The organism is Euzebya sp. (assembly GCF_964222135.1).
In the GTDB taxonomy this organism is placed as follows: domain Bacteria; phylum Actinomycetota; class Nitriliruptoria; order Euzebyales; family Euzebyaceae; genus Euzebya.
In genome coordinates this window covers 24,183-49,281 of record NZ_CAXQBR010000051.1, presented here as the reverse complement: position 1 = coordinate 49,281, position 25,099 = coordinate 24,183, and the positions used below count along the sequence as shown (strand labels likewise).

Sequence of the window (25,099 nt, the reverse complement as noted above, 5' to 3'; positions counted from 1 at the left end):
TGGCTACCTCCGGGTGGCGCACTCCTCGAGCCAGGCCTGGACGTCGACCCAGCGGAACCGCAGATGCCGGCCGATCCGCAGCCCCACCGGCCCGTCGCCCTGGTACCGCCAGGCGTAGATGGTCCGGAGCGGGACGGCCAGGTAGTCCGCGAGCTCGGCCGCGGTCAGCAGGCGGTCACGGTCCTCGGCACCCATGATGCCCCCACTCCTCATCCGTACTGGTACAGACCAGTTGAGCACTGTGGATGACGGGGGTCAAGCAGATGCGTCGTCGGACGCTTTGGTGGGGCCGGTGGTGAGGGCGATCCGGTCGGCGAGGTACACCGCGGTGTGCTGGACGGCGGTGCCGGCGCTGTCGTACGTGGTCTCCACCTCGAGCACGGTCGTGGTCGCGGGGAGGCGAAAAAGCCGCTGCTCGTCGCGGGTGACGAGTCGGGCCCGCGTCGTGGTGCGCGGACCGGGTGGGGAGGGTGGGAACGCCGCGTGGATGCCCCGCTCGGGGTCGTGACGGGCCGGGCCGGGTGTGCGGATGGCCGCCTGCCACGTCGCGACCGGTTCGGCGTCCGCGAACACGATGACGCCGGTGCGCACGGTGTCGTCGAAGGCCTCTGGGCCGAGTCCCATCGGACGTGCGGTGGCGGGCAGACCGGCGTCCGTGATCGCAGCCACAATGACCGCGGGCGGGCCGGACGGGCCGTCCACGGGCACGGGGATCTGCTTGGGAGTCGCACGGACGAACGCCCCTCGACCGTGCTGGATGACCACGAGCCCTTCCTCGCGGAGGTGGTTCAGCGCCTGCCGCACGGTGCCCCGCGCCAACCCGTGTTCCGCGCAGAGCTCACGCTCGCTCGGCAGCTTCGCCCCGGCGGTCAGCTGGCCCGCGACGATCTTGTCCCGCAAGAGGTCTGCGAGCTGGCCGTACGCTGATGACCCCGCGACCTTGCGCGCCTGCGACTGTTCCACGTCCTACCGCTCGCCGATCACGTCCTCGCCCGCAGGCTACTGGCACCGCTCTCAGCCCCAAGCAGGCACGCGCCGACCGGACCCAGAGCCAACGCGGCAACCGCGCCGAAGGCGCGGGCGGCAGCGACAACCGCCCCTCATCGACACACCAGTTAGCCGCGCAGAGACCTATACGAGTTGCACCACCGCTTGCACGAAGCCATTCGAAGAGCTTGAGATCCAATCGCTAGGCGCGATTGAGATATGAAAACGTCCGCAAGGCTGACCTTGAGGGAGTGACAATCATAGCCAACTGACCACAGCACAAGCCGAAACGGTCATCAACGTCAAGCGATCGATCCATCAGGCGTTTCGAAAGGGCCGGCTCCCTTAGACTATAGCTCGTATGCATCCGGAAAGGGGGTTGCCTCCCTAAGCGGTATGGTCGTTAGACTTCGGTACTCCTTGAGTGAGATGTCGTCCAACTCCTCAAACCGAAGTGGCAATAAGTTAATTTCGCAAGCTGCGGCCGAGTCGTTCCACTGCACCCAAGTGTCCTGTAGCCAACTTATCGCCTCTTCGTTCCGGGTTCTAAGCAGTACAACTACGGCTGCATCATCAAGGTCGTCATGGTCGGCACCGGCGAGACAGAACTCCTCGACGCAGCCGTCGATGGCGGCGAAAATCTCTGGTTCGTGCTTCTTCACATCCAGCAAGCTCTGGATTAGCGGAATCTGCACTCCTTGCACAAACTTGCCGGCGAAGGCCGGCTGATAGAAGGACCTACCGACCCAAGGCCCAACCGACCAGCGTTGGGACTCATCATTGAAGGCCCGGATTGGTTGCCTCTCGACAAGCCAGCCCTTCTCACACGCAATGATCAGTCGAGAATCTGCCACCCACCAACCGCCAGGCAGGTCGGGAAGAAGAATTTGGTACTTGACGCGGCCCCGTTCGATGTTCCCTCGCCGGCCCGCAGGAATACGTGGTTCTCCATTCACCTCTTCGTCGCCGTTGACGACCGGGCAGAGGTGGACATATGGGTAACGCGGCCGTCTCGCATCTTCCTCGACTAGATCGCATGTTTGGGTAAGGATGAGCCCATAGGGCGGACGCTCAGCAGCAACAATTTCTCCCTCGCCCTCGAATGACTTCGTTAGATCAAGGACGCCGTGATGTGGCAGGCCCCAATAGGCAAACGGCGGACTTTCGACAACGTCGCCCTGCCGAAAGGTCTTCAGATGCTCTAGGAGTTCAGGTGGCCACTCCTCGCGACCATTCGGGATCTGCTCGTCTATCAACCCTCAATTCCTCCGCCGATTGCCCGCCGCTATCGCGTTTGGAATGTACGATGTAGCGTCATCCACTTCGTCATACTCGTCCTCGACGAGCGACGACGGTCTGTAGCGGGACTCGAAAAGAATCCAGTGCGTTAAACGACCCACTTCCTCTGGGCCGTCTTCACGTTCCAGGATTGATAAGTAGCTGTCATCTGAGCCTGGAGCGTTCTTGGTCCAGTCATCTGGAGTCCATCCCTTCGCGTTGAGCGCTGCAACCAAATTCTTCACTTCTAGCAGTCTCCGCACGGTTGCTGGATAGGGCTCCCGCTCGTGCTTGCGCCAAGCCTGAACTGTATTGTGCGAAAGGTCGACGATGCGCGCTGTGTCACGGACATTAAGTCCTAGCCCGCGCTTGACCTCGTCAAACGCGGCGACGGCCGTTGCTGCCCGGCCACCGGGCGTGGGCCGGTGCATTTCTCCTCGCGTCGGAAGCCAGCGTGCGAGGTTCGATTGCCATGGAAGGGTGACCGACGCGATGTCCGTGTCGGTCTCAGGCCTCATGTCAACACCGGACCCCGTAGGCACAAGTGCTGTTTCTTGAAGTAAGTAGTTGAAATTGCCAATTTCTTCGTGGTGAAGTGTTCGATCAATGCGATCAATTAGCAGATCAGTATCACGAAGAAGCCTCAGAGCAGAGCTGAAGGAAGTGCTACGTGTTAGCCTCGGATGCGTCCGAGTACGTGGACGACGCATCACCTTCACGGGGCGTCCCCCCCTCGCAGGCTGACGAGGAAATCGCGGTCGAGACTTTGGTGGAAGAGCGCCACCGCAATACTGTGCATGCTATCAAGTCGTTCAAATAGATCGACCATGGTGAGGCGAGAACCTGGTTGGGCGAAGACATCATGATCTAGTAGGTACACAGGCGTCTCGTCCTCGGCCAAGAGGCTTCCGTGTCGAAGCCGAACCCTCACATCGTTTGGAGCGAGGAACTCGATGATCTGCTCGGACTTCATCACGGAGGCACCTACTTCTGGATGCCTGACGGGCCCTAGATAGGCCGAGTCTATACGTCCGACCCAATCGCCGGGCGCCTCCACTTCCTCGACCGCAATCTCGTCAATATAGCGCAATCCCACTCGCGAGAGGACCTGCGGCGACAGAATCTTCATGACGCCTGCGCAGAGTTGTTCCAGCCGCCCCCTGAAGTGCGTCCACGACTGGTATGCCCGTGTCTCGAGGGAGAAGGCCTCCGGTGAGAGAGTCGCGACCCATGAGTCTTTGCCACGGATCTGCCAACTCCTAGTGGGGGCGCCGGCGGACATGGCGACGCCACGACCTATTTGCGGGGAGACCTGCAGTGAGTGCTCCTCGACCTCCTTTAGTTCTCCGAGAAAGTCCGCGACGTACTCATGGATGTCAATGACGCGTCGGCTGTCGAGGGCGGCAGCCAGATGCTCATGCCGGATCTGCGCGACGACGAGCGTGAGCGGCGACTCCTCAAGGTGGATGCTCTCGGGCGGGCCTAGATCAAGCGGTCGTACGGTCAAGCAAACCCTCCTCCTCTTGGCGGTCTGGCCCAAGTGTGGCACAACTTAACCGTCGCCGAGGCCGAATCTTGGGTGGGCGGGGGTCAGGTGGCGTGTGTATGCGGGCAGGATGGGAGCAGACTAGTCAAGGAGCCGGGGCATGCCGGCCGCCGAGCGTGGTCCCGGACTCACAACGCAGTTGATCGTGGGACATCGAGACCAGGGCGAGTTGATCAGCGTGGGAGCGCTCCAGCGCCCGTTCGAGGTAGGCTGTGGCACAGTGGGGGACGGGGCCAGGGTCTGCCACGGCGTACACATGGCTGCGGTCGCGATGGCGGCTCAACATGACGTAGGCCAGCTCGCGGTACGTGGCGTCGTGGACCAGGACGTGGGTGGTGTCCACGGTGCGGGCCCTGCGCGCGGTGGACGGTCGTGGCGTACCCGTGCTCGACGTGGTCGGTGACGTAGGCGGCGGGCAGCCAGCGTCCGGTGCCGTCGCTGTCGGTGATGAACAGCCCCGCGGTGGTGTCGAGGGGCACGACGCCGGTGGTGCCGTTGAGCAACCCCAGCTCGACGTCGTTGCGGCGGCACACCACCTCGTCCCCGACCCGATAGCCCGTGGCACCGAACGCCACCTCCGCTCCGAACAGCCGACCGCCGGCGTCCAGGTGGGCGCGGGCGGCCTGGTTGAGCGCGGCGACCTGCTCGATGGTGGCGGCCAGCAGCAGGCTCGACCGGCCGGCGTCGCGGTCACGCCACCACCCCTCCACCGCCGCGACTGCCGCGGCGTCGAGGTCCGCCGCGATGTGGCTGCGCCCGTCGGCGAGGAACCATGGGACTGCGGCGAGGTCTCCGTTCCGGATCGCGTCGACCGCGTCGCGCTCGGCGGGGTCGTGCTGGCGGCGGTTGCTGGTGAGGTGGATGCTGTCGGTGGTTTCGGCGAGGGCGCGGAACAGCCCGCCGGCGTCGATCTCGGGCAGCTGGCGGTGGTCGCCGACCAGGACCAGCTTGGCCCCGGCGGTGGTGGTGGCGGCGATGAGCGCGGCCAGCTTGCGGGTGCCGACCATGCCGGCCTCGTCGACGATGATCACGTCGGCGTGGTCGAGCGGGCGGGTGGCCAGGTCGCCGAGCAGCCGGTCGAGGGTGGTGGCGGGGACCTGGGTGCGGTCGCTGAGCTCCTTGGTCGCCCGTGCGGCGAGGGCGGTGCCGGTGACGGTGTGGCCCTCGTGGGTCCAGCCCTGCACGGCGGCGGCGAGTGCGGTGGTCTTGCCGCTCCCCGCGCGCCCGACGACGACGAGAACGCCGTCGCGGCTGGTCAAGAGCCGACGGACCATGGCCTGCTGCTCGGTCGACAGCGACCAGTCGGCGAGGACCGCCTCGGTGGTCTCTGCTGACGTCCCGATGGCCCTCGCTGCCGCGACGTGGCCCAGTGCCTGACGCTCAATCGCAACCAGGGCGGGAGTGGAGTACCGCGCCTCGGTCGGGTCGGCGGGGAGCCGGCCCTGTCGCGGCGCCGGTCCGGAGGGAAGGACGATGCCGAGCTCGCCGGCGACCCGCCGGATCCGCCATGCCAGGACGGCGGCGGGGTCGCGGACACCGCTCAGAGGCTCGGCCAGGAGCCGGTCAGCGAGCTGGGCGGGCGTGAGCGGGCTGTCGGCCAGGATCGTCTCCAGCTGGCCGCACAGCCCCGGCGCGGAGGCGACGCCGAACCCGACGTGACCGGCGAGGGCGGTGAGGACCTGGTGGACGCCACTGACCGATGTGGTGGGCGGGCTGCCGAGGCGCAGGACCGTCCCAGGGGCGTGGTCCAGCGTCGCGTCGGCGAGCTGCTCGATGTCGGCCACCGACGCGCCGCGGGGCAGGCGGTCGCACCACGCCTGCAGGACGTCTCGGCGGGTGAAGGTCGACTGGTGGGCGGTCAGCCCGTCGGCCGCGCCGAGGGCGGCGACGACGCCGTCCACGTCGATATCGTCGAGGCCGCGGCGGACCTCGACGTGCAACAGGGCGGTGAGATCCGCCGGGCCGAACCCCACGGCGACCGACCGGCGCCGCCACCGCTGCTGCAGCGTCGCGCCGTCCACCGGGCCGTCCTTGGCCCGCCGGGTCGCGAGCGTCACGGTCTGGGCGGCCTTGGCCGAGGTGTGGCCGCTCGCGGAGAGGTGCCGCAGGATCTGCGCGCGCCGCTGGGAGAAGTGCTCGACGACCGCTCGGGGGATCCCCGCGACGTCGGCGACCCCGTTGACGACCGGCTGCCAGGCCACGCCGAGCTCGGTGGTCAGCCGATGCCGCAGCGACGCCTGGTAGAGGTACCCGGCGGTCTTGGCGTGCCGGTACACCGACCGGCTGTCGATCGTCCGCCACCGCCCGTCGGGGGTGTGGGCGAGGTTGGCGACCAGGCAGTGGCTGTGCAGCAGCGGGTCGCCAGCGCGTGAGGTGCGGTGGCGGAACACCGCCGCGACCGCCCCGGTCACCGGCGTGAGCGTCCGGTCGGCACCGACGCGGGTCCGGAGGGCATGGCGTTCCAGGTAGCCCAGCGCATCGGCCACCGCCGCGTCGTGCGCGGCGCGGACCACGTCGCTGACCTCCCGCTCGCCCAGCCCCCACACCAGCGCGACGCTCTTCGGTGCCCGGAACGTCAGGTCGAAGCCGGGCACGGTCGCCTTGCGCCCCATCGTCCGCAGCGCCGCCCCCGTCGCCGGGTGCCTGCCGGCCAGCACCGCCTCCAGGTCCGCGGCATCCACCAACCCCTCGAGCCCCAACTCCGCCGCGGCGGCGCCGACCCAGCGACCCGGCGCCTCCCCGGCGCCGAGGTAGTCGTCCTCCACCCCCGAGGCCACCACCGACAGGTAGTAGGATCCGCCGTCGGCGGCGAGCTTGCCGATGTTCAACACGGCGCCACCGCCCCCGCGCAAACGCTTGCCAGTCTGTGAAGCCATCTCCTCGAGCGGCAGCAGCGGCGGAGACGAGAGGAAGCGTCGGCTCTGGGGACGGTCAAGACGATGCGATGGTCGTCCCTCTCACGCCATGTGGCGGTGGCGCTGCAGCTGCGGGACCGTCGAGGGCTGGACCGGCGGCGCGGCTGGAAGGGTCGCGGGTGGGTCGCTCCAGGCCCGGTCCGTGGTACGCATGCGGTACGCGTGCGGCCGCGAAACGTCCAGCAGCCCCGAGACGGCTCTTCGGCGAAATCGCAGGTCAGACACCGTTTTGGTGGCACCGCATGGCACGCGATGGCATCCCCTGGGACGACGGTATTGGCCTTGAAAACCGTCGGGCCGGCAACGGTCCCGTGGGTTCGATCCCACCGTCTCCGCCAGATGCCTGCAGGTCAGCGTGCACTTGGATCCCGTTCGTCGAGGTCGGGACGGGGTCGGTGAGGGTCCGGACGCGCCGGTGGGACGCGTCAGATCGTCCCGGCCCATCTCGGGGGTGCGCCGCCACGTCGCGGCCGCCGGTATCACAAGTGGTATCGTCGCGGCCATGGCGATGACCCTGCGGCTGGACGCGGCCGAGACCGAAGCCCTGCGGCGCCGCGCCGCCCGCGAGGGACGATCGATGCAAGAGGTCGCCCGAGAAGCGGTCCGCACCTACATCGAGCGCACCAGCCGCCGCGAGCTCCTGGACGAAGTGCTCGACGAGGAGCTGCCCCGCTACGCCGAGGCGCTACGCCGTCTCGACGAATGATCTACCTCGACGTCGACGACCTGTTCCACATCGCCCGACGCGTGCTCCACGCGTTGGAGGTCCGCGACGTCGGACTGCTCGAAGCGGCCACCGCCCGGCCAGACGCCACGGCATTCGGTGAGGACGCCTACCCCTCCGTCCACGACAAAGCAGCAGCGCTGCTCCACTCGATCGTTCGCAACCACGCCCTCGTCGACGGCAACAAGCGACTCGGTCTGGCGGCGGTCATCGCCTTCTACGGCATGAACGGGTACCGACTGACCTCCACCAACGACGAGGCCTACGAGCTCGTCATGGCCGTCGCACGTGGCGACGTGGATGACACCCCGACCATTGCGCACCGACTCGCCACGTCGACGCGCGAGCACGACTGATCGCCTGCAGCTCCGGCTCAGGAGGTTCTGGTGCGTCGCCCCCTTTCGAGCGCTGGTGATCGATCCGGTGGGCTGCGTGCCCTGATCAGCCCTGCATCCGCGGATCGTGCGTGGGATCGGGGTACGGCGGGGGGCAACCGCGCTCGACGGCGTCGGGGCGCAGCTCGACGTGCCACGGCTCGTTGGCGTAGATCCGGCACAGCCCGTGCGCCGCGCCGTGGCGGGCCACCCAGTCCATCGCGTCGAACGGCCCGATGTCGACGGCATCGCCCGACACGTGGGGGGAGGTCGTCGAGGTGGCCACCCAGCGGGCCGCCTCCTCCAGCGAGCCGTGCTCGGCGACCGCCTCGGCGAGCAGCTGGTCCTGGTGCTCCGCCGACCGCCAGCCGCTGTTGACGACGATGGCGATGCCGTCCTCGGCGGCGGCGACCGTGGCATCGCGCAACGCCGCGAGCAGCGCGGGGTCGAGGCCCGCCACGCCCGGGAGGTCCTCGTCGAACGCCGTGACGCCGTCCGGCAGCACGCCGTCGGCGCGGTCGACGACCCCGTCCGACCATCCGGGCGACGCGGGTCCAGCCGACGGGCCACCGGCCAACGCGGGCATCCCCGATGCGGTCGTCCCCGTCCATGCCGTCGCGACGACGAGCGCGCCGAGGGCCACGACGAGGCCGGCGCTGACGACGAGGAGGGCGAGGGTCCGGGAGATCCGCTCGGTGCGGGCAGGTGCGGGTGCGATCCGGTGCATGGGCCCAGTGGAGGGAACCCGGTGTTGCGAGCCCGTCTGGGCTTCTCCATACGCCCGCGATACGCGCGCGCTCGTAGCCTCGGGGCCATGCGCGTGCTGGTCGTCGAGGACGAGCCCTACATGGCCGAGGCGATCCGCGACGGCCTGCGGCTCGAGGCCATCGCGGCGGACATCGCCGCCGACGGCGACACCGCTCTGGCGCTGCTCGACGTGCACGCCTACGACATCGCCGTCCTCGACCGCGACATCCCCGGCCCCTCCGGTGACGAGGTCGCCGCCCACATCGTCGCGTCCGGCAGCGGCATGCCGATCCTGATGCTCACGGCGGCCGACCGGCTCGACGACAAGGCGTCGGGGTTCGAGCTCGGCGCCGACGACTACCTCACCAAGCCCTTCGAGCTGCGCGAGCTCGTGCTCCGGCTCCGCGCCCTCGACCGCCGGCGCGCCCAGCCCCGCCCGCCCGTGCGCGAGATCGCGGGGCTCCGCCTGGACCCGTTCCGCCGCGAGGTCTACCGCGACGGCCGCTACGTGGCGCTGACCCGCAAGCAGTTCGCCGTGCTCGAGGTCCTCGTCGCCGCCGAGGGCGGGGTCATCAGCGCCGAGGAGCTCCTCGAGCGGGCGTGGGACGCGCACGCCGACCCGTTCACCAACGCCGTGCGCATCACGATCTCAGCCCTCCGCAAGCGGCTCGGCGAACCCTGGCTGATCGCCACGGTCCCCGGCGTGGGGTACCGCATCGACGCCGACCCCCACGGGGAGGGGGAGGATCGGGGCCGTGGATAGGCCGCCCGGGCTCAGCGTCCGCCTCAAGCTGACCCTCAGCTACGCCGGCGTCGTCGTGCTGACCGGGGCGGCGCTGCTCGCGACGGTGTGGGTGTTCCTGCTCCGCTACGTCCCCGACCAGGCCACGCGGGGTCCCGGCCCGTACAGCCCGACCCGGTCGGACCTGTTGGAGGCCTTCGCCCCCCGGGCGGCGCAGGCGCTGGTGCTGCTGCTCGTCGTGGGACTGGTCGGCGGCTGGTTCCTCGCCGGGCAGGTGCTCGCGCCGCTGACGCGCATCACGAGCGCCACGCGGCGGGCCGCGGGCGGCTCGCTGTCGCACCGGATCCACCTGGAGGGCGGCCAGGACGAGTTCCGCGAGCTGGCCGACGCCTTCGACGCGATGCTGTCCCGCCTCGAGGCCCACGTCGCGGAGCAGCAGCGGTTCGCCGCCAACGCCTCCCACGAGCTGCGGACGCCCCTGGCGGTCACCCAGACCCTGCTCGACGTCGCCATCCAGGACCCGGACCACGACACCGGGGAGCTGCTGGCGCGCCTCCGGGTCGTCAACGACCGGGCGATCGACCTCACGGAGGCCCTGCTCGCGCTCAGCCGCGCCGACCGCGGACCCGTCGCCCGCGAGGTCGTCGACCTGTCCCTGGTCGCGGAGGAGGCGACCGAGGCGCTCCTCCCGCTCGCGGAGTCCCACGGCGTCACCATCGAGACCGTCGGGGAGGTGGCGCACGCGGCGGGATCGCGGGCGCTGCTCCTGCAGATGACCACGAACCTCCTGCACAACGCCGTCGTGCACAACCTGCCCGACGGCGGCACCGTGCAGGTCACCACCGCCACCGGCGACGGCACCGCGACCCTGCGCGTGGAGAACACCGGCGAGCGGGTCCTGCCGCACGTGGTACCCACGCTCACCGAGCCGTTCCAGCGCGGCGGCGGACGCGCCCGTCACGGTCACGCCGGCGTCGGCCTGGGCCTCGCCATCGTCGACCGCATCGCGCGGGCGCACGAGGGCCGGCTCACCCTCTGCCCGGGCCCCGCGGGCGGGTTGACCGTCACGGTGGCCCTCCCCGAGGTCACCTTCGACCTATCTTCAACAGAACGTTGACAACTGCCCGTTGATGGGGTCCACTTCCCCGATGGGAGCGGACGACGATGCGGTGGCAGCGGCACTGGACGTCGCGCGAGATGTCCTCCGAGCGGGGGGACCGGCCGAGCTCCCGCCGCGGCCGTGGCAGCACCCCGGGCAACCCGTCCCCGACGGGGACCTCGTGCGACTCGCCGCCTGGCGGTCCCGCGACCCCGACGTGCCCGCAGACGTCGTCGCCGCAGGGCTGGCGCTCCTCGGCCCGGCTCGCGCGGAGCTCGACCAGGTGGAAGCCGCCCTGCTCTTCGCGGCGCGGGGTGCGGCGATGACGTGGCGGCAGATCGCCGAGTCGCTGGGCCTCGACTCCCCCCAGGCGGCCCAGCAGCGGATGGCACGCGTCAGCGGGCGGCTCGGCGGGTCCCCGGTCGAGCCGGCGCCGTGATCCTCCGCGGCACGCCCGCGAGCCCCGGCATCGGCAGCGGACCGGTCCGGGTCATCCGCGACCTGGACGACTTCGGCACCTTCCGACGCGGCGACGTGCTCGTCTGCGCGACGACGTCACCGGCGTGGACGCCGTTGCTGACCCGCGCCGTGGCCGTCGTGACCGAGCGGGGAGGGATCCTCTCCCACGCCGCGATCGTGGCCCGCGAGCTCGGCGTCCCCGCCGTCACCGGGGTTGCCGACGCCATGGCGGTGCTGGCGGACGACCAGCGCGTCGTCGTCGACGGCAGCCTCGGGACGGTCACCGCCGACCAGGGCCCACGCCGGTGACGGCCCCCACCCCTCCCGCGCTCCGGGTCCTGCACGCCGTGCGGACGCTCGGGTTCGCCGGAGCGGATCGCATCGCCGCGCAGGTCGACCTCCCCGAGGAGCAGGTTCTGGGCCACCTGCTCGACGACCAGGCGGCGGGACACGTCGCCCGCTCGGCGTTCGCGGGCAGCGACGGCTGGTCGCTGACCGAGGAGGGGCGGCGGCACGGCGAGCGGATGCTGGCCGCGGAGCTCGACGCCGTCGACGCCCGCGACGTCGTCGAGGACGTCCACCGGGACTTCCTGCCCCTCAACGCCGAGGTGAGCCGGGCGTGCACCGCCTGGCAGCTCGCCGAGCTGGGGATCGGCGCCACCTCGCCCCCCATCGAGGCGACCGTGGCGACGCTGACCCGGGCCGCTGAGGCGTTGGCGGAGCTCGAGCGGCGGCTCACCTCGCACCTGCTGCGGTTCGCCGGCTACCACCGCCGCTTCGCCGACGCGCTCCGGCGCGCCGCCGACGATCCTGCCTGGATCACGGCCACCGATCGGGACTCCTGCCACCTGGTCTGGTTCCAGCTGCACGAGGACCTGATCGCGACCCTCGGGCTGACGCGCTGACCACGGTCAGCCGCGGGGGGCCGCGTCTTCGAGTATCCGCACCAGCAACCGGTCGAGCGGCTCGTCCGACCCCTCCAGGTACCAGGTCTCGAGACCGGTGAAGACGGGCCACAGGACGGCGGCGACCCGCGCCCGGTCGACGATGGGGTCCCGGCGAGCGGCGTCCGGGAGCGCATCCCAGACGTGCTGGACCAGCTGGTCCATGACCAGCAGCCCCGCTGCGCGGACCGCGGGCACCTCCACCATCAGGCGCACCCGCCGTCGAGCGAGGTCGAGGTCGGCCTCGAGGAGCTCGGGGCCCGACTCGCGCACGGCGTCGAGGAACGCCTCGCGCAGCTCCGTGCGGTCCAGGCGCGCCACGACGGCCTCGAGGAGGTGCTCGTCCTGCTCGTCGCTGAGGACCAGCCCCTCCTTGGTCCCGAAGTACCGGTAGACGGTCCGGGGCGAGACCTCCGCCGCGGCGGCGACCTGCTCGATCGTGACCGCGTCGAAGCCGTGCGCGTCGAAGAGGTCCATGGCGACGCCCTGGACGTGCCGCATCGTGGCGGCCTTCTTCTGCGCGCGCAGCCCTGCCATCCCATCCGTCCCATCGACGCGTAAGGTCCTGGCAGTCACTGCCAGAACTCGATACAGTCACTGCCATGAGGCAGCGACTGCCAGACACCCTACCCATCCGCGCGGAGGGGCTCGTCAAGCGCTTCGGCGACGTGACCGCGCTCGACGGCCTCGACCTCGAGGTGCGCCACGGCGAGGTCCACGGGTTCCTCGGCCCCAACGGCGCCGGCAAGTCCACGACCATCCGGGCGATCCTGGGCCACCTCCGTCTCGACCGTGGACGTGCGCAGGTCTTCGGGCTCGACCCGTGGACCGACGCGGTCACCATCCACGGGCGCCTGGCCTACGTCCCCGGCGACGTCGCCCTCTGGCCCTCGTTGACCGGCGGTGAGTGCATCGACCTGCTGGGCTCGTTGCAGGGCAGCCAGGACCGCGACCGCCGCGACGAGCTGGTCGACCGGTTCCGCCTGGACCCGACCCGCCGGACGCGCACGTACTCGAAGGGCAACCGGCAGAAGGTCGCGCTGGTGGCGGCGCTCGCCACCGATGCCGAGCTGCTGGTCCTCGACGAGCCCACGGCCGGCCTGGACCCGCTGATGGAGTCGGTGTTCCAGCAGTGCATCCGCGAGGCGGTCGCCGAGGGCCGGACCGTGCTGCTGTCCAGCCACATCCTCGGCGAGGTCGAGGCGCTCTGCGACCGGGTGACCATCCTGCGCGACGGCCGGGCGGTCCGGACCGGCACGCTGGCCGAGCTGGCCCAGGACGCCGGCACCACCGTGACGGTGATCACGCCGGAACCGATGCCCGGGCTCGCGGAGGTCGACGGCGTCGAGGTGCTCGAGTCCACACCGGGCGCGGACGGGGTCCGCACGGTCGCACGGGTCGGGGGCGCCTCGCTCGCCGGCGCCGTGTCGGTCATCGGCGGCGCGGCGCCCACGCACCTCGTCGTGGAGCCCCCGAGCCTCGACGAGCTCTTCCTGCAGCACTACAGCCAGGCCGCCGAGGGGGTCAGGCGATGAGCGCGGTCGCGCTCCGCCCGGACGCGGAGCGCCGCGGCGGCCCGTCGAGCGGCACGGCGGCCATGGTCCGCCTGCACCTGCGGACGTCCTGGCGCGGCCTCCTCGGCTGGCCGGTGGCGATCGCGGTCGCGCTGGGCGGGACCGCGGCCGGGGTGGGCGGGCTGTACGCCGAGGCCGAGGACCGGGCGGTGTACGCCGCGACGGTCGGGGACTCCCCGGCCACCGTGGCCTTCAACGGCGCGCCCCTGGACCTCGGGACGATCGGTGGCATCGCGGCGTTCGAAGGCGGCTTCTTCGCGCTGCTGCTCATCCCGATGATCGCCGTGCACCTGGCCATCGCCCACACCCGCCGGCCGGAGGAGGCGGGCCTCGCCGAGCTGGTGACCGCCGCAAGGGTGGGGAGGATGGCGCCCCTGCTGTCGGGAGCGGTCGTGGTCGGGCTCGCCCTGGCGCTCGCCGGTGCCCTCACCTGGGCCGGCATGGCCGCGGCCGGCGTGGCGGTGGAGGGGGCCGCGCTCTACAGCGCGGGGGTGCTGGGCCTCACCCTGGTCTTCGCGGCCGTCGGGCTGGTCGCCGCCGAGCTCGCCCAGACCGCGCGGAGCGCCTACCTCATCGGGGTGACCGTCGTCTCGGCCACCTTCGTCGCGCGCGCCGCCGTCGACGTCACCCTGCTGCCGGACGACGTCGTCGAGGGGTTGTGGGCGACGCCGATGGGGTGGATGTCGGCGATCCGGCCCTTCGGGGATCCGGCGGCGTGGCCGTTCGCGGCGCTCCTCGCGACGACGGCCGTGGCGCTGGGCGCGGCGATCTGGGTCCGGGGCCGCCGCGACCTCGGCGCCGGGGTCGTGGCCGAGCGACGCGGTCCAGCCCGCGGGGACGTCCGCACCGTCCGCGGGCTGGCCTGGCGGCTGCTGCGGACCGCCGCGATCGCGTGGGTGGTGGGCGCGACCGTGGCCGGGTCGGCGTTCGGCCTGCTGGCACGGGAGGTGCGGGTGCTGACCGAGTCGAACCCGGCGCTCGCCGAGGTGATCGGCGGGGCGGCGACGGACAACCTGATGGGCTTCGGGCTGGTGCTGGTCGCGCTGCTCGCGGCCGCGGCCGCGGCGCAGTCGATCGGCCGTCTGGTCCAGGAGGAGGGCGCCGGCCGAACCGGGCTGGTGCTCGCCACCGCGACGACCCGGATGCGCTGGTGGGCGGTCCTGGCCAGCCTGCCGACGGGCATCGCGCTGGTGGCACTCCTCAGCGGCGGTGCGGGTCTCGGCGTCGGCGCGTGGGTGTCCGACGGCGACGTGGCATCGGTCGGGACCGCCCTGTCCGCGGCGCTGTGGTACCTGCCGGCCCTCGCCGCCGTCGTGGGCCTGTCCGCGGTCGGCGCGACGGCCGGCGCCCGGTCGCTGCCCGTCGGCTGGGTCGTCGTCGGCTGGGCCACCGCGGTGGCGTTCCTCGGCGATGCGCTGGACCTGCCGCCCTGGGCGCGGGACCTGTCGGTGCGCGCCCACGTGGGCCTCGTGCCCGCCGCGGACGGGGCCCCCACCGCCGCGGCCCTGCTCGCCGCGCTCGGCGTCGGTCTGACGGCGGTGAGCGCGTGGCGGTTCGCGCGGCGGGACCGCCGGGCGGGCTGAGGTCGGGGGAGAGTCGCCCCCGCCGCCCAGGGGGGGACGGACGGCGAGGGCGACGGGCCCACCGTAGGCCGACGCACCGGCCGCCGTCCATGGGGTGACACCTGGTCACCAAGACGGATCTCCGCGTCGCGGGCCTCGCCGGGGCGTCCCCCGCGGGCGGGACCGGTGGTGGCACGCTGGGTGCCGACCGCGCCCACGGCGGGCGCAGCGACCGGTGAGGTGACGATGCGGATCGTGCTCGAGGAGCGCCTCGACGTCTGGGTGCGCGAGGGCCTGGTCAGCGCCGACCAGGCCGATCGGATCCGGGCGAGGGAGGGGCGGGCCGGCCGGGACGACGACCGGCGGTCCGTGCTCGCCGAGTCGATCGGCTACCTGGGCGCCGCGCTGACCGTGGTCGCCACCGGCCTCGTGCTCGGCGAGTGGTGGGACCGGATCGCACCGTGGGGTCGGCTGGTGCTGGCGCTCACGCTGACCGTCGCGGTGTTCGCAGCCGGGTGGGTGCTGCGGCACCGGGAGAGCGGCACCATCCGGCGCCTGACCAGCGTGCTCTGGTTCGCGACGGCCGTCGGCGTCGCCGCGAGCGCGGGGCTGGCCGCCGAGCAGGCCGACCTGGCCGACCGGGCGACGGCCCTGGTCGTCGCGGTCTGCACGACGGTGGCGGCGGCAGCGCTGCACCGCCGCCGCCCGGCACCGCTGCAGGTCGTCGCGCTGGCGGCCGGCGTCATCGGGGTCGCGATGACGGCCCTCGCCTACCCCGAGGCCTCCGTCGACGAGCTCTACACAGGCCTGCTCCTGTGGGCCGTCGGCGTCGCGTTCCTCCTCCTCGGCGCCGGCGGCTGGCTGATGCCGCCCCGGACCACGCAGGTGGTGGGCCTGCTGGCCATCGGCGTTGGCTGCCAGGTCGCCGCGTTCGGCGAGCCCGGCGCGGTCGGGCTCGTCCTCGCCCTCGTGTCCGCCGGGGCCCTCCTGTGGGTGGCGACCGCCATCGCCGACACGGTGCTGCTGAGCTTCGCCGTCGCCGGGGTCTTCGTCTTCGCACCCCAGGCCGTGTTCGAGTTCTTCGCCGACTCGATCGGCGCGCCCCTCGCCCTGCTCCTCGCCGGTCTGCTGCTGGTCGCCGCCGCCGTCGGGCTGGTCGTCCTCCGCCGCGAGATCACCGAGGTGGACCGGTGACCCGGCGGGGGTGGACGTTGGCGGGGGCCGTCGCGGTCGTGGTCGTCGTCGTGGGGATCGTCGCGGTCTTCGGCGTGCGGCCCTACCCCTCCCCGGCGACGGTCGCGGAGTCCCCCTCCCCCGCACCGACCGCCCGGCTGGCCTACGTGCGCTACGACGACGGGGCCTGCCTCCACGTCGTGGACGCCGACGGGGAAGACCGGGAGCTCGGGTGCGGGGCGACGTTCGAGGGTGAGCTGCTCGCCCTGTCCGCCGGCCGCGTCGGCGTCCGCTCCTACCGCACCCCGGACCCGGTCGTGGACGTGATCGACCTGGCGACCGGCGCGGTGCTCGCCACCGAGGAGGCCGACCCCGACGACCCGGCCGGCCTGCACCCCGAGCGCGGGGACGGGGCGGTGGCGAGGACGGGTGAGGGGGACGGCGTGGTGTGGGTGGAGGTGACCGACCCCGAGGGCGGGACGGCCCGGGTCCTCGAGCTCGACGCCCCGGACGATTACGGGCTGTACCAGGTCGGGTGGACCCCGGACGGGGACTGGCTCGTGGTCGTGGACTCCCTCAGCCGCGCGCTGGTCGTCCCGGCCGACGGCGGCGAGCCGCGGATCTGGGCCACCGAGGTGGGCGACGCGGTCGCCCTTCCGGCCAGCTGACCGGCCGCGCTACTCCATGACGAGCTCGCCGGCGGCGTCGACGACGAACCAGACGCCGCCGACGGCCTGGCCGTTGACGTCGCCGGGCGCGGCGTCCGCGGCGTAGCGGTACAGCGGCCAGTCGCCGGCGACGAGCTGCAGGGTCCCGTCCTCCCGCTCGGTGGTGGCGAACGTCCCCTCGTCCAGCCCCCCGCCGACGGCGAAGCCCTCCTCCACGATCACCGGCGGCCAGGTGGCCGCGCAGTCGCCGCTGCAGCTCGAGGTGCCCCCGGAGTCGTCGGTGAACCCGTACAGGGTCAGCCCGTCGGCGTCGACGAGCACCTCGCCGAGGTCGGTCTCGGCGGTCGTCACGACGGCGTCGCCACCCGCGGCCGCAGCTGGCGCCTCGGTCATGTCCGCAGCAGGGGCCCCAGCCCCGTCGGCCGCGTCGTCGTCCCCGCCGCCGCAGGCGGTCAGCAGCAGGGCGAGCGCCGCCGCAGCGGCGAGCCGGCGGCGCAGGGCGGTCGTGCGGTGTGCGGTCATCGTGTTCCCTCCGGGTCGGGTCCGGTCACCCGCCTGTACGCGCCGACCCGGCCGCGCGGTTCCCGGCCGGGCCGCGGTCTGCCACACTGCGACGGTGGACGACCTGATCCGCCGGTTCCGCGAGGGCGACCCGGATGCCGTCCGCGGCGTCTACCAGCGCCACGCGGGCGCGGTCACCACCGTGGTGCGGTCGATCGTGGGGGGCGATGCGGCGCTGTGCGCCGACGTGGTGCAGCAGACCTTCCTGAAGGCGTGGCGTGCCGCCCACACCGTCGACGCCGACCGCGACCTCGCCCCGTGGCTCCACGCGATCGCCCGACGAGCCGCCATCGACGCGGTGCGCCACGAGCGCCGGCCCACGATCGGCGGCCACGCACCGGAGGTCGACGTCCCCGTCGACCCGCCCTCCTTCGAGCGGACCTGGGAGGCCCACGAGGTGCGGCGCGCCCTCGACGACCTGCCGCCGGACGAGCGGGAGGTGCTGCGGCTGTCCCACCTCCTCGGCATGACCCACGCCGAGGTCGCGGCGCACCTCGGGATCCCCGTGGGCACCGTCAAGTCGCGGTCCCACCGCGGCCACCGCCGGCTGGCCGCGGCGCTCGCGCACCTGCAGGTCGGTGGGGACGACGCGAACCGATCAGCCGACGACGCCGTACCGCACGGTGGGGGTGCACCATGAGCACGCACGCGACACCCATGAGGACCTGCCGATGAGCCGGCCGGATCCCCCTGGGCTCACGTCGCGCCTCGCCGACCCCGACGTGTGGGTCGACGCGCCCGCGGGCGTGGAGGACGCGGTCGTCGCCGCGATCGCTGCCGAGGCCGCGGCGGCGCAGACCCCGCCGGAGGTCCGGCCGGGGCCGTGGCGGCCCACCCCCGCGGGGGTCGGGCTCGGGCTGGTCGCCGCCGTGGTCGTCCGGGCCGTGGCCGTCGGGCTCGGCGCCATCCGCCTGGAGGGACCCACGCCGGTCCCGCCCGCCGCCGCCCAGGTCGCGCTGCGGGCCGTCGACGAGGGGGCCGGCCGCGCCGACGTCGCGGTGCAGGAGCTGGCCAACGGCGCGCGCCTCGAGCTCGACGTCACCGGCCTCGCACCCGCGCCGGAGTCGCGGTGGTACGAGATGGCCATCCTCCGCGACGACGGCCCCCCGGTCAGCGCCGGGTCCTTCCACATGCGCGGGGGCGACGGCCGGGTCGTCCTGTGGTCCGGCGTCGCTCCCGCCGAGGGGCAGGAGGTCCGGGTCACCCTCGAGCCGGACGGGCCGGTGGTGCTCGCGGGGATCGTCACCGACGGCGACGGCTGATCTCCCCCTCCCCCTCCACCACGCGGTCTGCGATGCTGGCCCTGCGCGCCAGCGGTCGACCTGGCAGTCGGGTCGCCCGTCCCCCGGCGGGAGGCGCTGGAGAGGCCATCGCCATGCGGAACCGGGTCCTGATCCTGTCCACCCTCCTGCTCGCGGGGTCGTTGGCCCCCGCGCCGGCCGTCGCCCAGGACGAGGAGGGGGAGGGGGAGGCAGCTGAGCTGTTCGCGTCCGAGAACATGCGCTACGTCGACACGCTGGCCTACGAGCTCGCGTACCCCGACGTCGAAGCCCTGCCGCACGGCACCGACATCGAGTTCGCCGACCTGGTCGCCGGCGGCGAGGTCAGCGTCGAGCGGCTGGCCGGTCGCGGCCGTGTCCAGACCGCGGTGGAGGTGTCCCGGGCGTCGTTCGACAGCGCCGACGCGGTCGTGATCGCCACGGGCGGGGTGTTCGCCGACGCCCTGGCCGCAGCACCGCTGGCCACCTCGCTGGGCGCGCCGGTGCTGCTGTCGACCGCCGACGTCCTGTCCCCGGAGACCCTGGCGGAGGTCGAGCGGCTCGGTGCGTCGACCGCGATCCTCATGGGCGGGGTCGACGCGCTGTCCGCGGACGTGGCCGACGCCCTGGCCGACGCGGGCCTCGACGTCCGCCGCATCGGCGGGCCGAACCGCTTCGCCACCGCGGCGCTGATCACCGAGGAGGTCGGCGTCGACGGTGAGGTGCTGCTCGCCGAGGGGCAGCGCAGCGACCCCGATGAGGGGTGGCAGGCGGCGCTGGGCGCGTCCGCGCTCGGGGCCGTGCACCGCATCCCCCTGCTGCTGGTCACCGCCGACCGGCTGCCCGAGGAGACCGCGGCGCTGCTGGCCGACGACGTCGACGTGGTCCTGGCGGGCAGCGAGTCCGATGTCACACCGGACGTCGCCGAGCAGGTCGACGAGCGCACGGGCACGGTCACCCGCATCGGCGGCCCGACCGTCTACGCCACCTCAGCCGCCCTCACCGCCGAGTCGATCCGCCGCGGCGCCGACGGGCGCACCGTGTTCGTCGCGACCGGCGAGGTGTTCCCCGACGGGTTGGTATCCGGCGCGGCGGTCGGTGCCGCCGGTGGGGTGCTGTACCTGGTCGACGGCGACGACCTGGCGGGTTCGCCCGAGACGCGCGACGCCATCGCCGACGCCGCACCCCACCGCGTCACCATCAGCGGCGGGGTGGACGCCATCAGCGCCGTGGCCGGCGACGCGCTCGCCGACCTCGCCGCGGCCCAGGCCGAGCCGAGCCCGTACGCGATCGCGGGCACCTACATGAACGGCCTGCAGATCGTGGACATCGCCGACCCCGAGGACGCCGCCGTCGTCAGCACCTACGACTGCGGGGTCCTCCAGGGCGACGTCCAGATCTTCACCCGCGACGGACGGACCTACGCGACCTACACGTCCGAGGACACCACCTCGATCGTGTGGCGGTCCGACTGCGTCGCCGACGCGGTCGCCGCGGGGGACATCGCCTTCGCCGACGACGACGGCGATGGGGAACCGGACGACCTGTCCCCGGCGTACGGCACCTACATCGCCGACATCACCGACCCGCTCCGGCCCACCTACGGCGGGTTCATCGCCGTTCCCGAGGGCTCCCACAACGGCACCGTCCACCCGTCCGGCGAGTGGTTCTACAACTCCGACTCGGCGCTGATCACCGACGTGACGCCGCAGATCCAGATCTACGACCTGCGCGACCTCGACGACATCACCCGCGTCGGCACCGTCGACCTGCCGGTCCGCCCGGGCCTCGGGACGTCCTCCCACGACATCACCTTCAACGCCAACGGCACGCGGATGTACTCGGCTGCGCTGTCCCAGACGGTGATCTTCGACACCACGGACCCGGCGGCCCCGGTCGAGGTCTCGAGCTTCGTCGACCCCGCCATCAACGTCGAGCACCAGGCCGATCCGGTCACCGTGACCAACTCGGCGGGCGAGCAGCGCGAGCTGCTGATCGTCGAGGACGAGCTGGCCGGCGCGGCCGGCAACGGGTTCTGCCCGGGCGGTGGCATGCACGTCTACGACGTCACCGGCGACAACGAGCTGAACCCGGCCCTCAACAAGGTCGGCACGTACTTCATCCCGGAGTTCCGGCCGGCCGGCACCGGGTCGGGGCAGGGCGAGGCGATCACCTGCACCTCCCACGTGTTCCGCATCTACCCCGAGCAGCAGATCATCACGATCGCCTGGTACAACGCGGGGGTCTGGGTGCTCGACATCTCCGGCTTGGCGGACGCCGCCACCTCACCGGTGTCGCAGCCGATCGAGACGCTCGGGTACGCCTACTTCGAGGACTCCGACACGTGGTCGTTCAAGACCGACCGCTTCGACGAGGACGGGTCGTTCTACGGCTACGGCAACGACATCGCCCGCGGTCTCGACATCTTCCGCTTCGACGCGACGGCCGAGCCGGCGGACGCCGGCGCGTTCCAGGGCCGCTGGGTGGACCAGGCCACGGCCGTCGGGATCGCCCAGCGGACCGCGGCCGCCGCCGGGTTCACCCAGGCCGACGCGATCCTCCCCCGCTGCGTGATCCTCGGTGAGGCGTCCGCGCCCGGGACCTGACCGGCGCGCGCGTCGGCCCGCGCGCGCTCAGGCGGCGTCGGCGACCACCCGGGCACGGTCGGCGAGCGCCGCGAGCAGCGCGTCCACCTCCGCGGTCCACGGGCCCTCGCCGAGGCGCCCGTCGACGACGTGCTGGCCGCCTCGCGCGATGCGGACCGCCGGTCCGACGACGTCGGCCTCGTTGTGGCCGAGCACGTCGACCATGTGGGCTTGAGCCCGCCGGCCGCCGGAGCCGCCCGCCGCCGACATCATCCCCACCGGCAGGCGGTGGAGGGGCGAGTCCACGCCGCCGCGCGACAGCCAGTCGAGGGCGTTCTTCATCACCGCTGGGACCGACCAGTTGTACTCCGGGAACGCCAGGAGGAGGCCGTCGGCGTTGGCGACCGCCGCGTGCAGGCGCGCGACCGGCGCGGGCAGGCCCGTCGACTCGAGGTCGGCGTTGTAGAAGGGCAGGTCGTCCAGCGGCTCGATCCGCAGCTCGACCCCGGAGGGGGCGCGGTCGGCCGCGGTGCGCAGCAGGGCGGTGTTCACCGACGTCTGGCGCAGGCTGCCGGACAGGCCGACGAGTCGGACGGACACGGGGGTCACCTCGAGGCGCGGCGGATGGTTTGGATCCACACTACCCAGGGGGTCCCCAGTCGATGCCGGGTCGGTCAGTCCCGGCTGCCGCCGGCGCGGGCCATGCGTCCCGCGATGGCCCGGTACGCCGGGGTGGCCATGTGCCGCAGCACCACGAAGCCGCGGTAGAAGCGCGGGACGGTCCGTTCGGTGGCGCCGCTGCGGATGGCCTCCTCGATCGCCTCGGCCACGTCCTCGGGCTTGCCGACGAGCGGGCGGAGCGGACCGCGCTTGACCTGGGTCTGCGGGAAGCCCTCGGTTTCGATGTACCCGGGGTTCAGCTGGCAGACGGTCACGTCACGGCGGCGCCAGGACAGCGAGAGCGCCTCGCTCAACCCCACCGTCCCGAACTTGCTGGCGGCGTACGCGGCCGGACCGATGCCGACCTTGCCAGCCACCGAGCCGACGTTGATGACCCGGGCCGGGGCGCTCTCGGCGAGCAGGTCGGTGAACGCGGCGAGGCACCGCACGGTGCCCAGCAGGTTCACGTCCAGGGTCCGGAGGGCGTCGTCCAGATCTTCGCGCCCCTCGAACGCGCCGCCACCGACCCCGGCGTTGTTGACCAGCACGTGGCAGGCGCCGTGCTCCCGTCGGACCGCAGTCGCGAGCTGGTCCACCGACGCCATGTCCGTCACGTCCGCGACGTGGGCCTCGATGCGCGGATGCTCGGCCGCCAACCGCTCGAGGCGCTCACCGCGGCGGGCGACGGCCACCACGGTCATGCCGGCGTCGGCCAGGCGACGGGCGGTGGCCCGCCCGATGCCGCTCGAGGCGCCGGTCACCACGGCCACCTTGCCGGCGGGGTCGAAGGGTTCGGTCGTCATGGCGGGTCACCGTAGTCGACCGCCCGCGACCCAGCCGAAGACCTATTGACAACTTGAGTTGTCCAATGAGATCCTGCGCCCGGCACCCACGAGCAGAGGAGCGAGACATGGAGTTCCGCGACGACCCCGAGTCCCCCGGCACCCTCGACCTCGGGGCGTTCTCCATCTCCCTGACCGTCGCCGACCTCGAGGTCTCCCGCGACTTCTACGCCGCCCTGGGCTTCGTCGTGACGGGCGGCGGCCTGGATGACAACTACCTGATCCTCCGCAACGGCCACGCGGTCATCGGGCTCTTCAGCGGGATGTTCGACCGCAACATCCTGACCTTCAACCCGGGCCTGTCCCCATCCGTCGGCCAGCTCGAGTCCTTCACGGACGTGCGCGAGATCCAGGCGCACCTGCGCGAGCAGGGCATCGAGCTGACCGAGACCGCCGACCCCGACAGCACCGGCCCGGCCCACATCACGCTGGTCGACCCCGACGGCAACCCGATCCTCATCGACCAGTTCCTCTAGGCCCGTCCACGTGGGCGATCCCTCCACCGCGGTCCTCGACGACCCCGACCTGGTCCTCGGCGCGCTGCACCCGCTGCGGCGCCGCCTGCTGGCGCACCTCGACGAGCCCGACTCGGCGGTCGGCCTGGCCCGCGCGCTGGGCCTGCCGCGGCAGAAGGTGAACTACCACCTGCGGGCCCTCGAGGACCTGGGGCTGGTCACCGAGGTCGAGCGTCGCCCGCGCCGCGGGGTGACCGAGCGGATCGTCGCCCGGCGCCACGACGTCGTGCTCGTGGACCCCGTCGTGCTGGCCCCCGGCACCGACGCGGGCGACCGCCGCAGCCTGGCGGCAGCCATCGCGGCGGGGATCGACGTGGTGCGCCGCGCGGCCGCGATCTCGCGAGCTGCCGTGGCACGAGGGCAGCGGGCCGCGTCGCTGACCGTCGACGGGGAGGTCCGGATCGCCGACCCGGCGGCCCTGCGGGCTCTCGCCAGCGACCTCGCCGACCTGCTCGCACGCCACGACCGGCCGGACGTCGACGGTGCCATGCGGTTCACCGTGACGACCGTCGCCCTGCCCGCACCCCCGACGACCCCCGCAGGAGCGATCGATGGCCGATGAGGTCGAGATGACGTTCGAGACGGCGATCCCCGCCGGCCTCGACGCGGTGTGGGCGCTGCTCACCACGGGCGAGGGGCGCCGCCTGGTTCGCACCCGAGGCGGAGGTCGACCTCAGACCCGGCGGGCGCACGACGGTGAGCTGGGGAGGGGAGGACCGCATCGACGGCGTGGTCGAGGAGGTCGAGCCCCTCCGGCGGCTGCGGATCCGCTACGTCCACGACGGCGAGCCGATCGGGGTGGAGGAGTGGCTCGTCAGCCACGACGACGGCGTCACCCACGTCCGCCTCATCCAGTCCCTACCGGACGACGGTTCGGGGTGGGACGGCTGGTACGGGGACCTCGCCCGCGGCTGGCGGCTGTTCCTGGCCGCCCTCGGCCACGCCGCCTGCGCGGCGGTCGCACCCGCCCGACAGGCCCTGCCGCGCTACGTCCCCGCCCCCGCGGGACGTCAGGCGACGTGGGACTCGGTGCTCGCCCGCCTCGGCCTCGACGCACCCGCCGTGGGCGCGGACGTCGAGGTGGAGGGGTGGGGGCCCGCCGTGGTCGCGTTCGCGGAGGCGCCGGACGGGCTGCTGCTCACGTCGCCGGCCCGGACCCTGCTCTGCGACCTCGAGGGAGCGGGTGACGGTCTGGTCCTGTACCTGCAGGCGGCCACGCACGGACCGGACTCCGCGGAGGAGCAGGCGTGGCGCGAGGCGATCCTCGACCGCGCGGCGGGTAGCTGACCACCCCGATCAGGGGTCGATCAGGGGGTGAGGTGCACCTCGGCGACATCCTGGTGCGCCGCTCCCCCCGGGCGGGTCCTGCTCGCCGTGAGGGTGACGCTGTCCGCGGTCCACGCGACGTCGGGGCCGGCGTAGGCGGTGGCGACGGCCCGGGTGAGCGGGCCGGTCCCAGGCACCGAGCGCGGGATGCGGGCGAGGGTGAGGTGGCCCCTGAAGGGCCGTGACTCGTCAGCGGGGGCGAGGGGACGGCAGGCGGCCCGCACCGTCCCCGCGAGGTCGTCCAGCGCCGGGGTGTGCGCCACCGGCAGCCAGACGATCCCCGCACGCCCCCCGGGTGTCCCGGCTGCGGCCTGGAGGCGGACCTCGACCGGCGCGGACCCGGCGACCGCGTCCCGGACGCTCCCGACGACGGAGTCGACCAGGCCGTCGTCCACCTCCCCCAGGAACGCGAGGGTCAGGTGCCAGGTGGCCGGGTCGGTCCAGCGGAGGTCGGGCCACCGCTCGCGCAGCGGGGCGACCGCGACCTCCACGTCCACCCGCACCCGCTCCGGCACCCCGATCGCCCAGAACAGCCGCATGGCCCCACCCTCGCACGGGG

General features: G+C 72.7%; 28 protein-coding genes and 1 pseudogene. 17 read left to right on the top strand and 12 right to left on the bottom strand.

Features of this window, described 5'->3' with window-relative positions; translation table 11 throughout:
* Window positions 1–3: 3 nt before the first annotated feature.
* From ACEQ2X_RS11855 to mobF, 6 genes are all read right to left on the bottom strand, one after another.
* On the bottom strand, window positions 4–195 hold the full coding sequence (locus ACEQ2X_RS11855; RefSeq protein ID WP_370326022.1) for a helix-turn-helix transcriptional regulator: 192 nt from the start codon (window positions 193–195) through the stop codon (window positions 4–6).
* A gap of 60 nt (window positions 196–255) precedes the next feature.
* Window positions 256–963, bottom strand: a complete 708-nt coding sequence (locus tag ACEQ2X_RS11850; RefSeq protein ID WP_370326021.1) for a GntR family transcriptional regulator — start codon at window positions 961–963, stop codon at window positions 256–258.
* A 374-nt stretch (window positions 964–1,337) separates the two neighbouring features.
* Window positions 1,338–2,243, bottom strand: coding sequence for a hypothetical protein (locus ACEQ2X_RS11845; RefSeq protein ID WP_370326020.1), 906 nt, complete (start codon window positions 2,241–2,243; stop codon window positions 1,338–1,340).
* Window positions 2,244–2,246: 3 nt separating this feature from the next.
* Window positions 2,247–2,783 (bottom strand): hypothetical protein, encoded by a 537-nt coding sequence (locus ACEQ2X_RS11840; RefSeq protein ID WP_370326019.1) that lies wholly within the window; start codon window positions 2,781–2,783, stop codon window positions 2,247–2,249.
* Window positions 2,784–2,980: 197 nt separating this feature from the next.
* Window positions 2,981–3,772: a TIGR04255 family protein gene (locus ACEQ2X_RS11835; RefSeq protein WP_370326018.1), complete on the bottom strand. Its 792-nt coding sequence runs from the start codon at window positions 3,770–3,772 to the stop codon at window positions 2,981–2,983.
* A 212-nt stretch (window positions 3,773–3,984) separates the two neighbouring features.
* Window positions 3,985–6,687, bottom strand: a complete 2,703-nt coding sequence (mobF, locus tag ACEQ2X_RS11830) for a MobF family relaxase (protein WP_370326017.1) — start codon at window positions 6,685–6,687, stop codon at window positions 3,985–3,987.
* Between the two features lie 547 nt (window positions 6,688–7,234).
* Between mobF and ACEQ2X_RS11825 the strand changes: the two genes are divergently transcribed.
* Together ACEQ2X_RS11825 and ACEQ2X_RS11820 are read left to right on the top strand one after the other, a co-directional pair.
* A complete protein-coding gene (locus tag ACEQ2X_RS11825; protein ID WP_370326061.1) occupies window positions 7,235–7,432 on the top strand; it encodes a ribbon-helix-helix protein, CopG family in 198 nt (65 codons plus the stop codon).
* Window positions 7,429–7,806: a type II toxin-antitoxin system death-on-curing family toxin gene (locus ACEQ2X_RS11820; RefSeq protein ID WP_370326016.1), complete on the top strand. Its 378-nt coding sequence runs from the start codon at window positions 7,429–7,431 to the stop codon at window positions 7,804–7,806. Before ACEQ2X_RS11825 ends, ACEQ2X_RS11820 begins: the two co-directional genes overlap by 4 nt.
* Before the next feature lie 85 nt (window positions 7,807–7,891).
* Here the strand turns inward: ACEQ2X_RS11820 and ACEQ2X_RS11815 are convergent, their stop codons facing one another.
* Window positions 7,892–8,551: a M15 family metallopeptidase gene (locus ACEQ2X_RS11815; protein ID WP_370326015.1), complete on the bottom strand. Its 660-nt coding sequence runs from the start codon at window positions 8,549–8,551 to the stop codon at window positions 7,892–7,894.
* Window positions 8,552–8,638: 87 nt separating this feature from the next.
* Between ACEQ2X_RS11815 and ACEQ2X_RS11810 the strand changes: the two genes are divergently transcribed.
* The 5 genes from ACEQ2X_RS11810 to ACEQ2X_RS11790 are packed head-to-tail and all read left to right on the top strand — an operon-like array spanning window position 8,639 to window position 11,776.
* A complete protein-coding gene (locus ACEQ2X_RS11810; RefSeq protein WP_370326014.1) occupies window positions 8,639–9,334 on the top strand; it encodes a response regulator transcription factor in 696 nt (231 codons plus the stop codon).
* Window positions 9,327–10,430, top strand: a complete 1,104-nt coding sequence (locus tag ACEQ2X_RS11805) for a sensor histidine kinase (RefSeq protein ID WP_370326013.1) — start codon at window positions 9,327–9,329, stop codon at window positions 10,428–10,430. Before ACEQ2X_RS11810 ends, ACEQ2X_RS11805 begins: the two co-directional genes overlap by 8 nt.
* A gap of 31 nt (window positions 10,431–10,461) precedes the next feature.
* Entirely contained in the window at window positions 10,462–10,851 is a 390-nt protein-coding gene (locus ACEQ2X_RS11800) for a hypothetical protein (RefSeq protein WP_370326012.1), read from the top strand.
* Window positions 10,848–11,180, top strand: coding sequence for a PEP-utilizing enzyme (locus tag ACEQ2X_RS11795; RefSeq protein WP_370326011.1), 333 nt, complete (start codon window positions 10,848–10,850; stop codon window positions 11,178–11,180). Before ACEQ2X_RS11800 ends, ACEQ2X_RS11795 begins: the two co-directional genes overlap by 4 nt.
* A complete protein-coding gene (locus ACEQ2X_RS11790) occupies window positions 11,177–11,776 on the top strand; it encodes a hypothetical protein (protein ID WP_370326010.1) in 600 nt (199 codons plus the stop codon). The genes ACEQ2X_RS11795 and ACEQ2X_RS11790 overlap by 4 nt, the downstream gene beginning before the upstream one ends.
* Window positions 11,777–11,782: 6 nt before the next feature.
* Here the strand turns inward: ACEQ2X_RS11790 and ACEQ2X_RS11785 are convergent, their stop codons facing one another.
* Complete coding sequence (locus ACEQ2X_RS11785; protein ID WP_370326009.1) at window positions 11,783–12,352, bottom strand: TetR/AcrR family transcriptional regulator; 570 nt, start codon at window positions 12,350–12,352, stop codon at window positions 11,783–11,785.
* A 65-nt stretch (window positions 12,353–12,417) separates the two neighbouring features.
* Here ACEQ2X_RS11785 and ACEQ2X_RS11780 point away from each other — a divergent pair, with 65 nt between their 5' ends.
* From ACEQ2X_RS11780 to ACEQ2X_RS11765, 4 genes are all read left to right on the top strand, one after another.
* On the top strand, window positions 12,418–13,350 hold the full coding sequence (locus ACEQ2X_RS11780; RefSeq protein WP_370326008.1) for an ATP-binding cassette domain-containing protein: 933 nt from the start codon (window positions 12,418–12,420) through the stop codon (window positions 13,348–13,350).
* The gene (locus tag ACEQ2X_RS11775) at window positions 13,347–14,972 is read left to right on the top strand and encodes an ABC transporter permease (protein WP_370326007.1); all 1,626 of its coding nucleotides are present in this window, start codon (window positions 13,347–13,349) and stop codon (window positions 14,970–14,972) included. Before ACEQ2X_RS11780 ends, ACEQ2X_RS11775 begins: the two co-directional genes overlap by 4 nt.
* A 180-nt stretch (window positions 14,973–15,152) precedes the next feature.
* Window positions 15,153–16,145 carry a DUF2157 domain-containing protein gene (locus ACEQ2X_RS11770; protein ID WP_370326006.1) on the top strand — a complete coding sequence of 331 codons (993 nt, stop codon included), beginning with the start codon at window positions 15,153–15,155 and terminating at the stop codon, window positions 16,143–16,145.
* Window positions 16,142–16,792, top strand: a complete 651-nt coding sequence (locus tag ACEQ2X_RS11765) for a hypothetical protein (protein ID WP_370326005.1) — start codon at window positions 16,142–16,144, stop codon at window positions 16,790–16,792. The genes ACEQ2X_RS11770 and ACEQ2X_RS11765 overlap by 4 nt, the downstream gene beginning before the upstream one ends.
* A gap of 9 nt (window positions 16,793–16,801) precedes the next feature.
* On the opposite strand, the gene ACEQ2X_RS11760 is transcribed toward ACEQ2X_RS11765, so the two are convergent.
* Window positions 16,802–17,314, bottom strand: coding sequence for a hypothetical protein (locus ACEQ2X_RS11760; RefSeq protein WP_370326004.1), 513 nt, complete (start codon window positions 17,312–17,314; stop codon window positions 16,802–16,804).
* Window positions 17,315–17,408: 94 nt separating this feature from the next.
* Between ACEQ2X_RS11760 and ACEQ2X_RS11755 the strand changes: the two genes are divergently transcribed.
* The 3 genes from ACEQ2X_RS11755 (at window position 17,409) to ACEQ2X_RS11745 (ending at window position 21,218) form a co-directional block, all read left to right on the top strand.
* Window positions 17,409–17,993 carry an RNA polymerase sigma factor gene (locus ACEQ2X_RS11755; protein ID WP_370326003.1) on the top strand — a complete coding sequence of 195 codons (585 nt, stop codon included), beginning with the start codon at window positions 17,409–17,411 and terminating at the stop codon, window positions 17,991–17,993.
* A gap of 31 nt (window positions 17,994–18,024) precedes the next feature.
* Window positions 18,025–18,615 (top strand): anti-sigma factor, encoded by a 591-nt coding sequence (locus ACEQ2X_RS11750; RefSeq protein ID WP_370326002.1) that lies wholly within the window; start codon window positions 18,025–18,027, stop codon window positions 18,613–18,615.
* Window positions 18,616–18,728: 113 nt separating this feature from the next.
* On the top strand, window positions 18,729–21,218 hold the full coding sequence (locus ACEQ2X_RS11745; RefSeq protein WP_370326001.1) for a cell wall-binding repeat-containing protein: 2,490 nt from the start codon (window positions 18,729–18,731) through the stop codon (window positions 21,216–21,218).
* Between the two features lie 27 nt (window positions 21,219–21,245).
* Here the strand turns inward: ACEQ2X_RS11745 and ACEQ2X_RS11740 are convergent, their stop codons facing one another.
* Entirely contained in the window at window positions 21,246–21,797 is a 552-nt protein-coding gene (locus tag ACEQ2X_RS11740) for an NADPH-dependent FMN reductase (protein WP_370326000.1), read from the bottom strand.
* Between the two features lie 74 nt (window positions 21,798–21,871).
* Window positions 21,872–22,660, bottom strand: coding sequence for an SDR family NAD(P)-dependent oxidoreductase (locus ACEQ2X_RS11735; RefSeq protein ID WP_370325999.1), 789 nt, complete (start codon window positions 22,658–22,660; stop codon window positions 21,872–21,874).
* A gap of 107 nt (window positions 22,661–22,767) precedes the next feature.
* On the opposite strand from ACEQ2X_RS11735, the gene ACEQ2X_RS11730 reads away from it, so the two are divergent.
* From ACEQ2X_RS11730 to ACEQ2X_RS11720, 3 genes and pseudogenes are all read left to right on the top strand, one after another.
* Window positions 22,768–23,175: a VOC family protein gene (locus ACEQ2X_RS11730; protein ID WP_370325998.1), complete on the top strand. Its 408-nt coding sequence runs from the start codon at window positions 22,768–22,770 to the stop codon at window positions 23,173–23,175.
* 10 nt (window positions 23,176–23,185) lie between these two features.
* Window positions 23,186–23,776 (top strand): ArsR/SmtB family transcription factor, encoded by a 591-nt coding sequence (locus ACEQ2X_RS11725; protein ID WP_370325997.1) that lies wholly within the window; start codon window positions 23,186–23,188, stop codon window positions 23,774–23,776.
* Between the two features lie 89 nt (window positions 23,777–23,865).
* Window positions 23,866–24,501 (top strand): annotated as a pseudogene (locus ACEQ2X_RS11720) (SRPBCC domain-containing protein); the annotation flags it as partial.
* 20 nt (window positions 24,502–24,521) lie between these two features.
* Here the strand turns inward: ACEQ2X_RS11720 and thpR are convergent.
* Window positions 24,522–25,079 carry an RNA 2',3'-cyclic phosphodiesterase gene (gene thpR, locus ACEQ2X_RS11715; RefSeq protein WP_370325996.1) on the bottom strand — a complete coding sequence of 186 codons (558 nt, stop codon included), beginning with the start codon at window positions 25,077–25,079 and terminating at the stop codon, window positions 24,522–24,524.
* Window positions 25,080–25,099 lie beyond the last annotated feature (20 nt).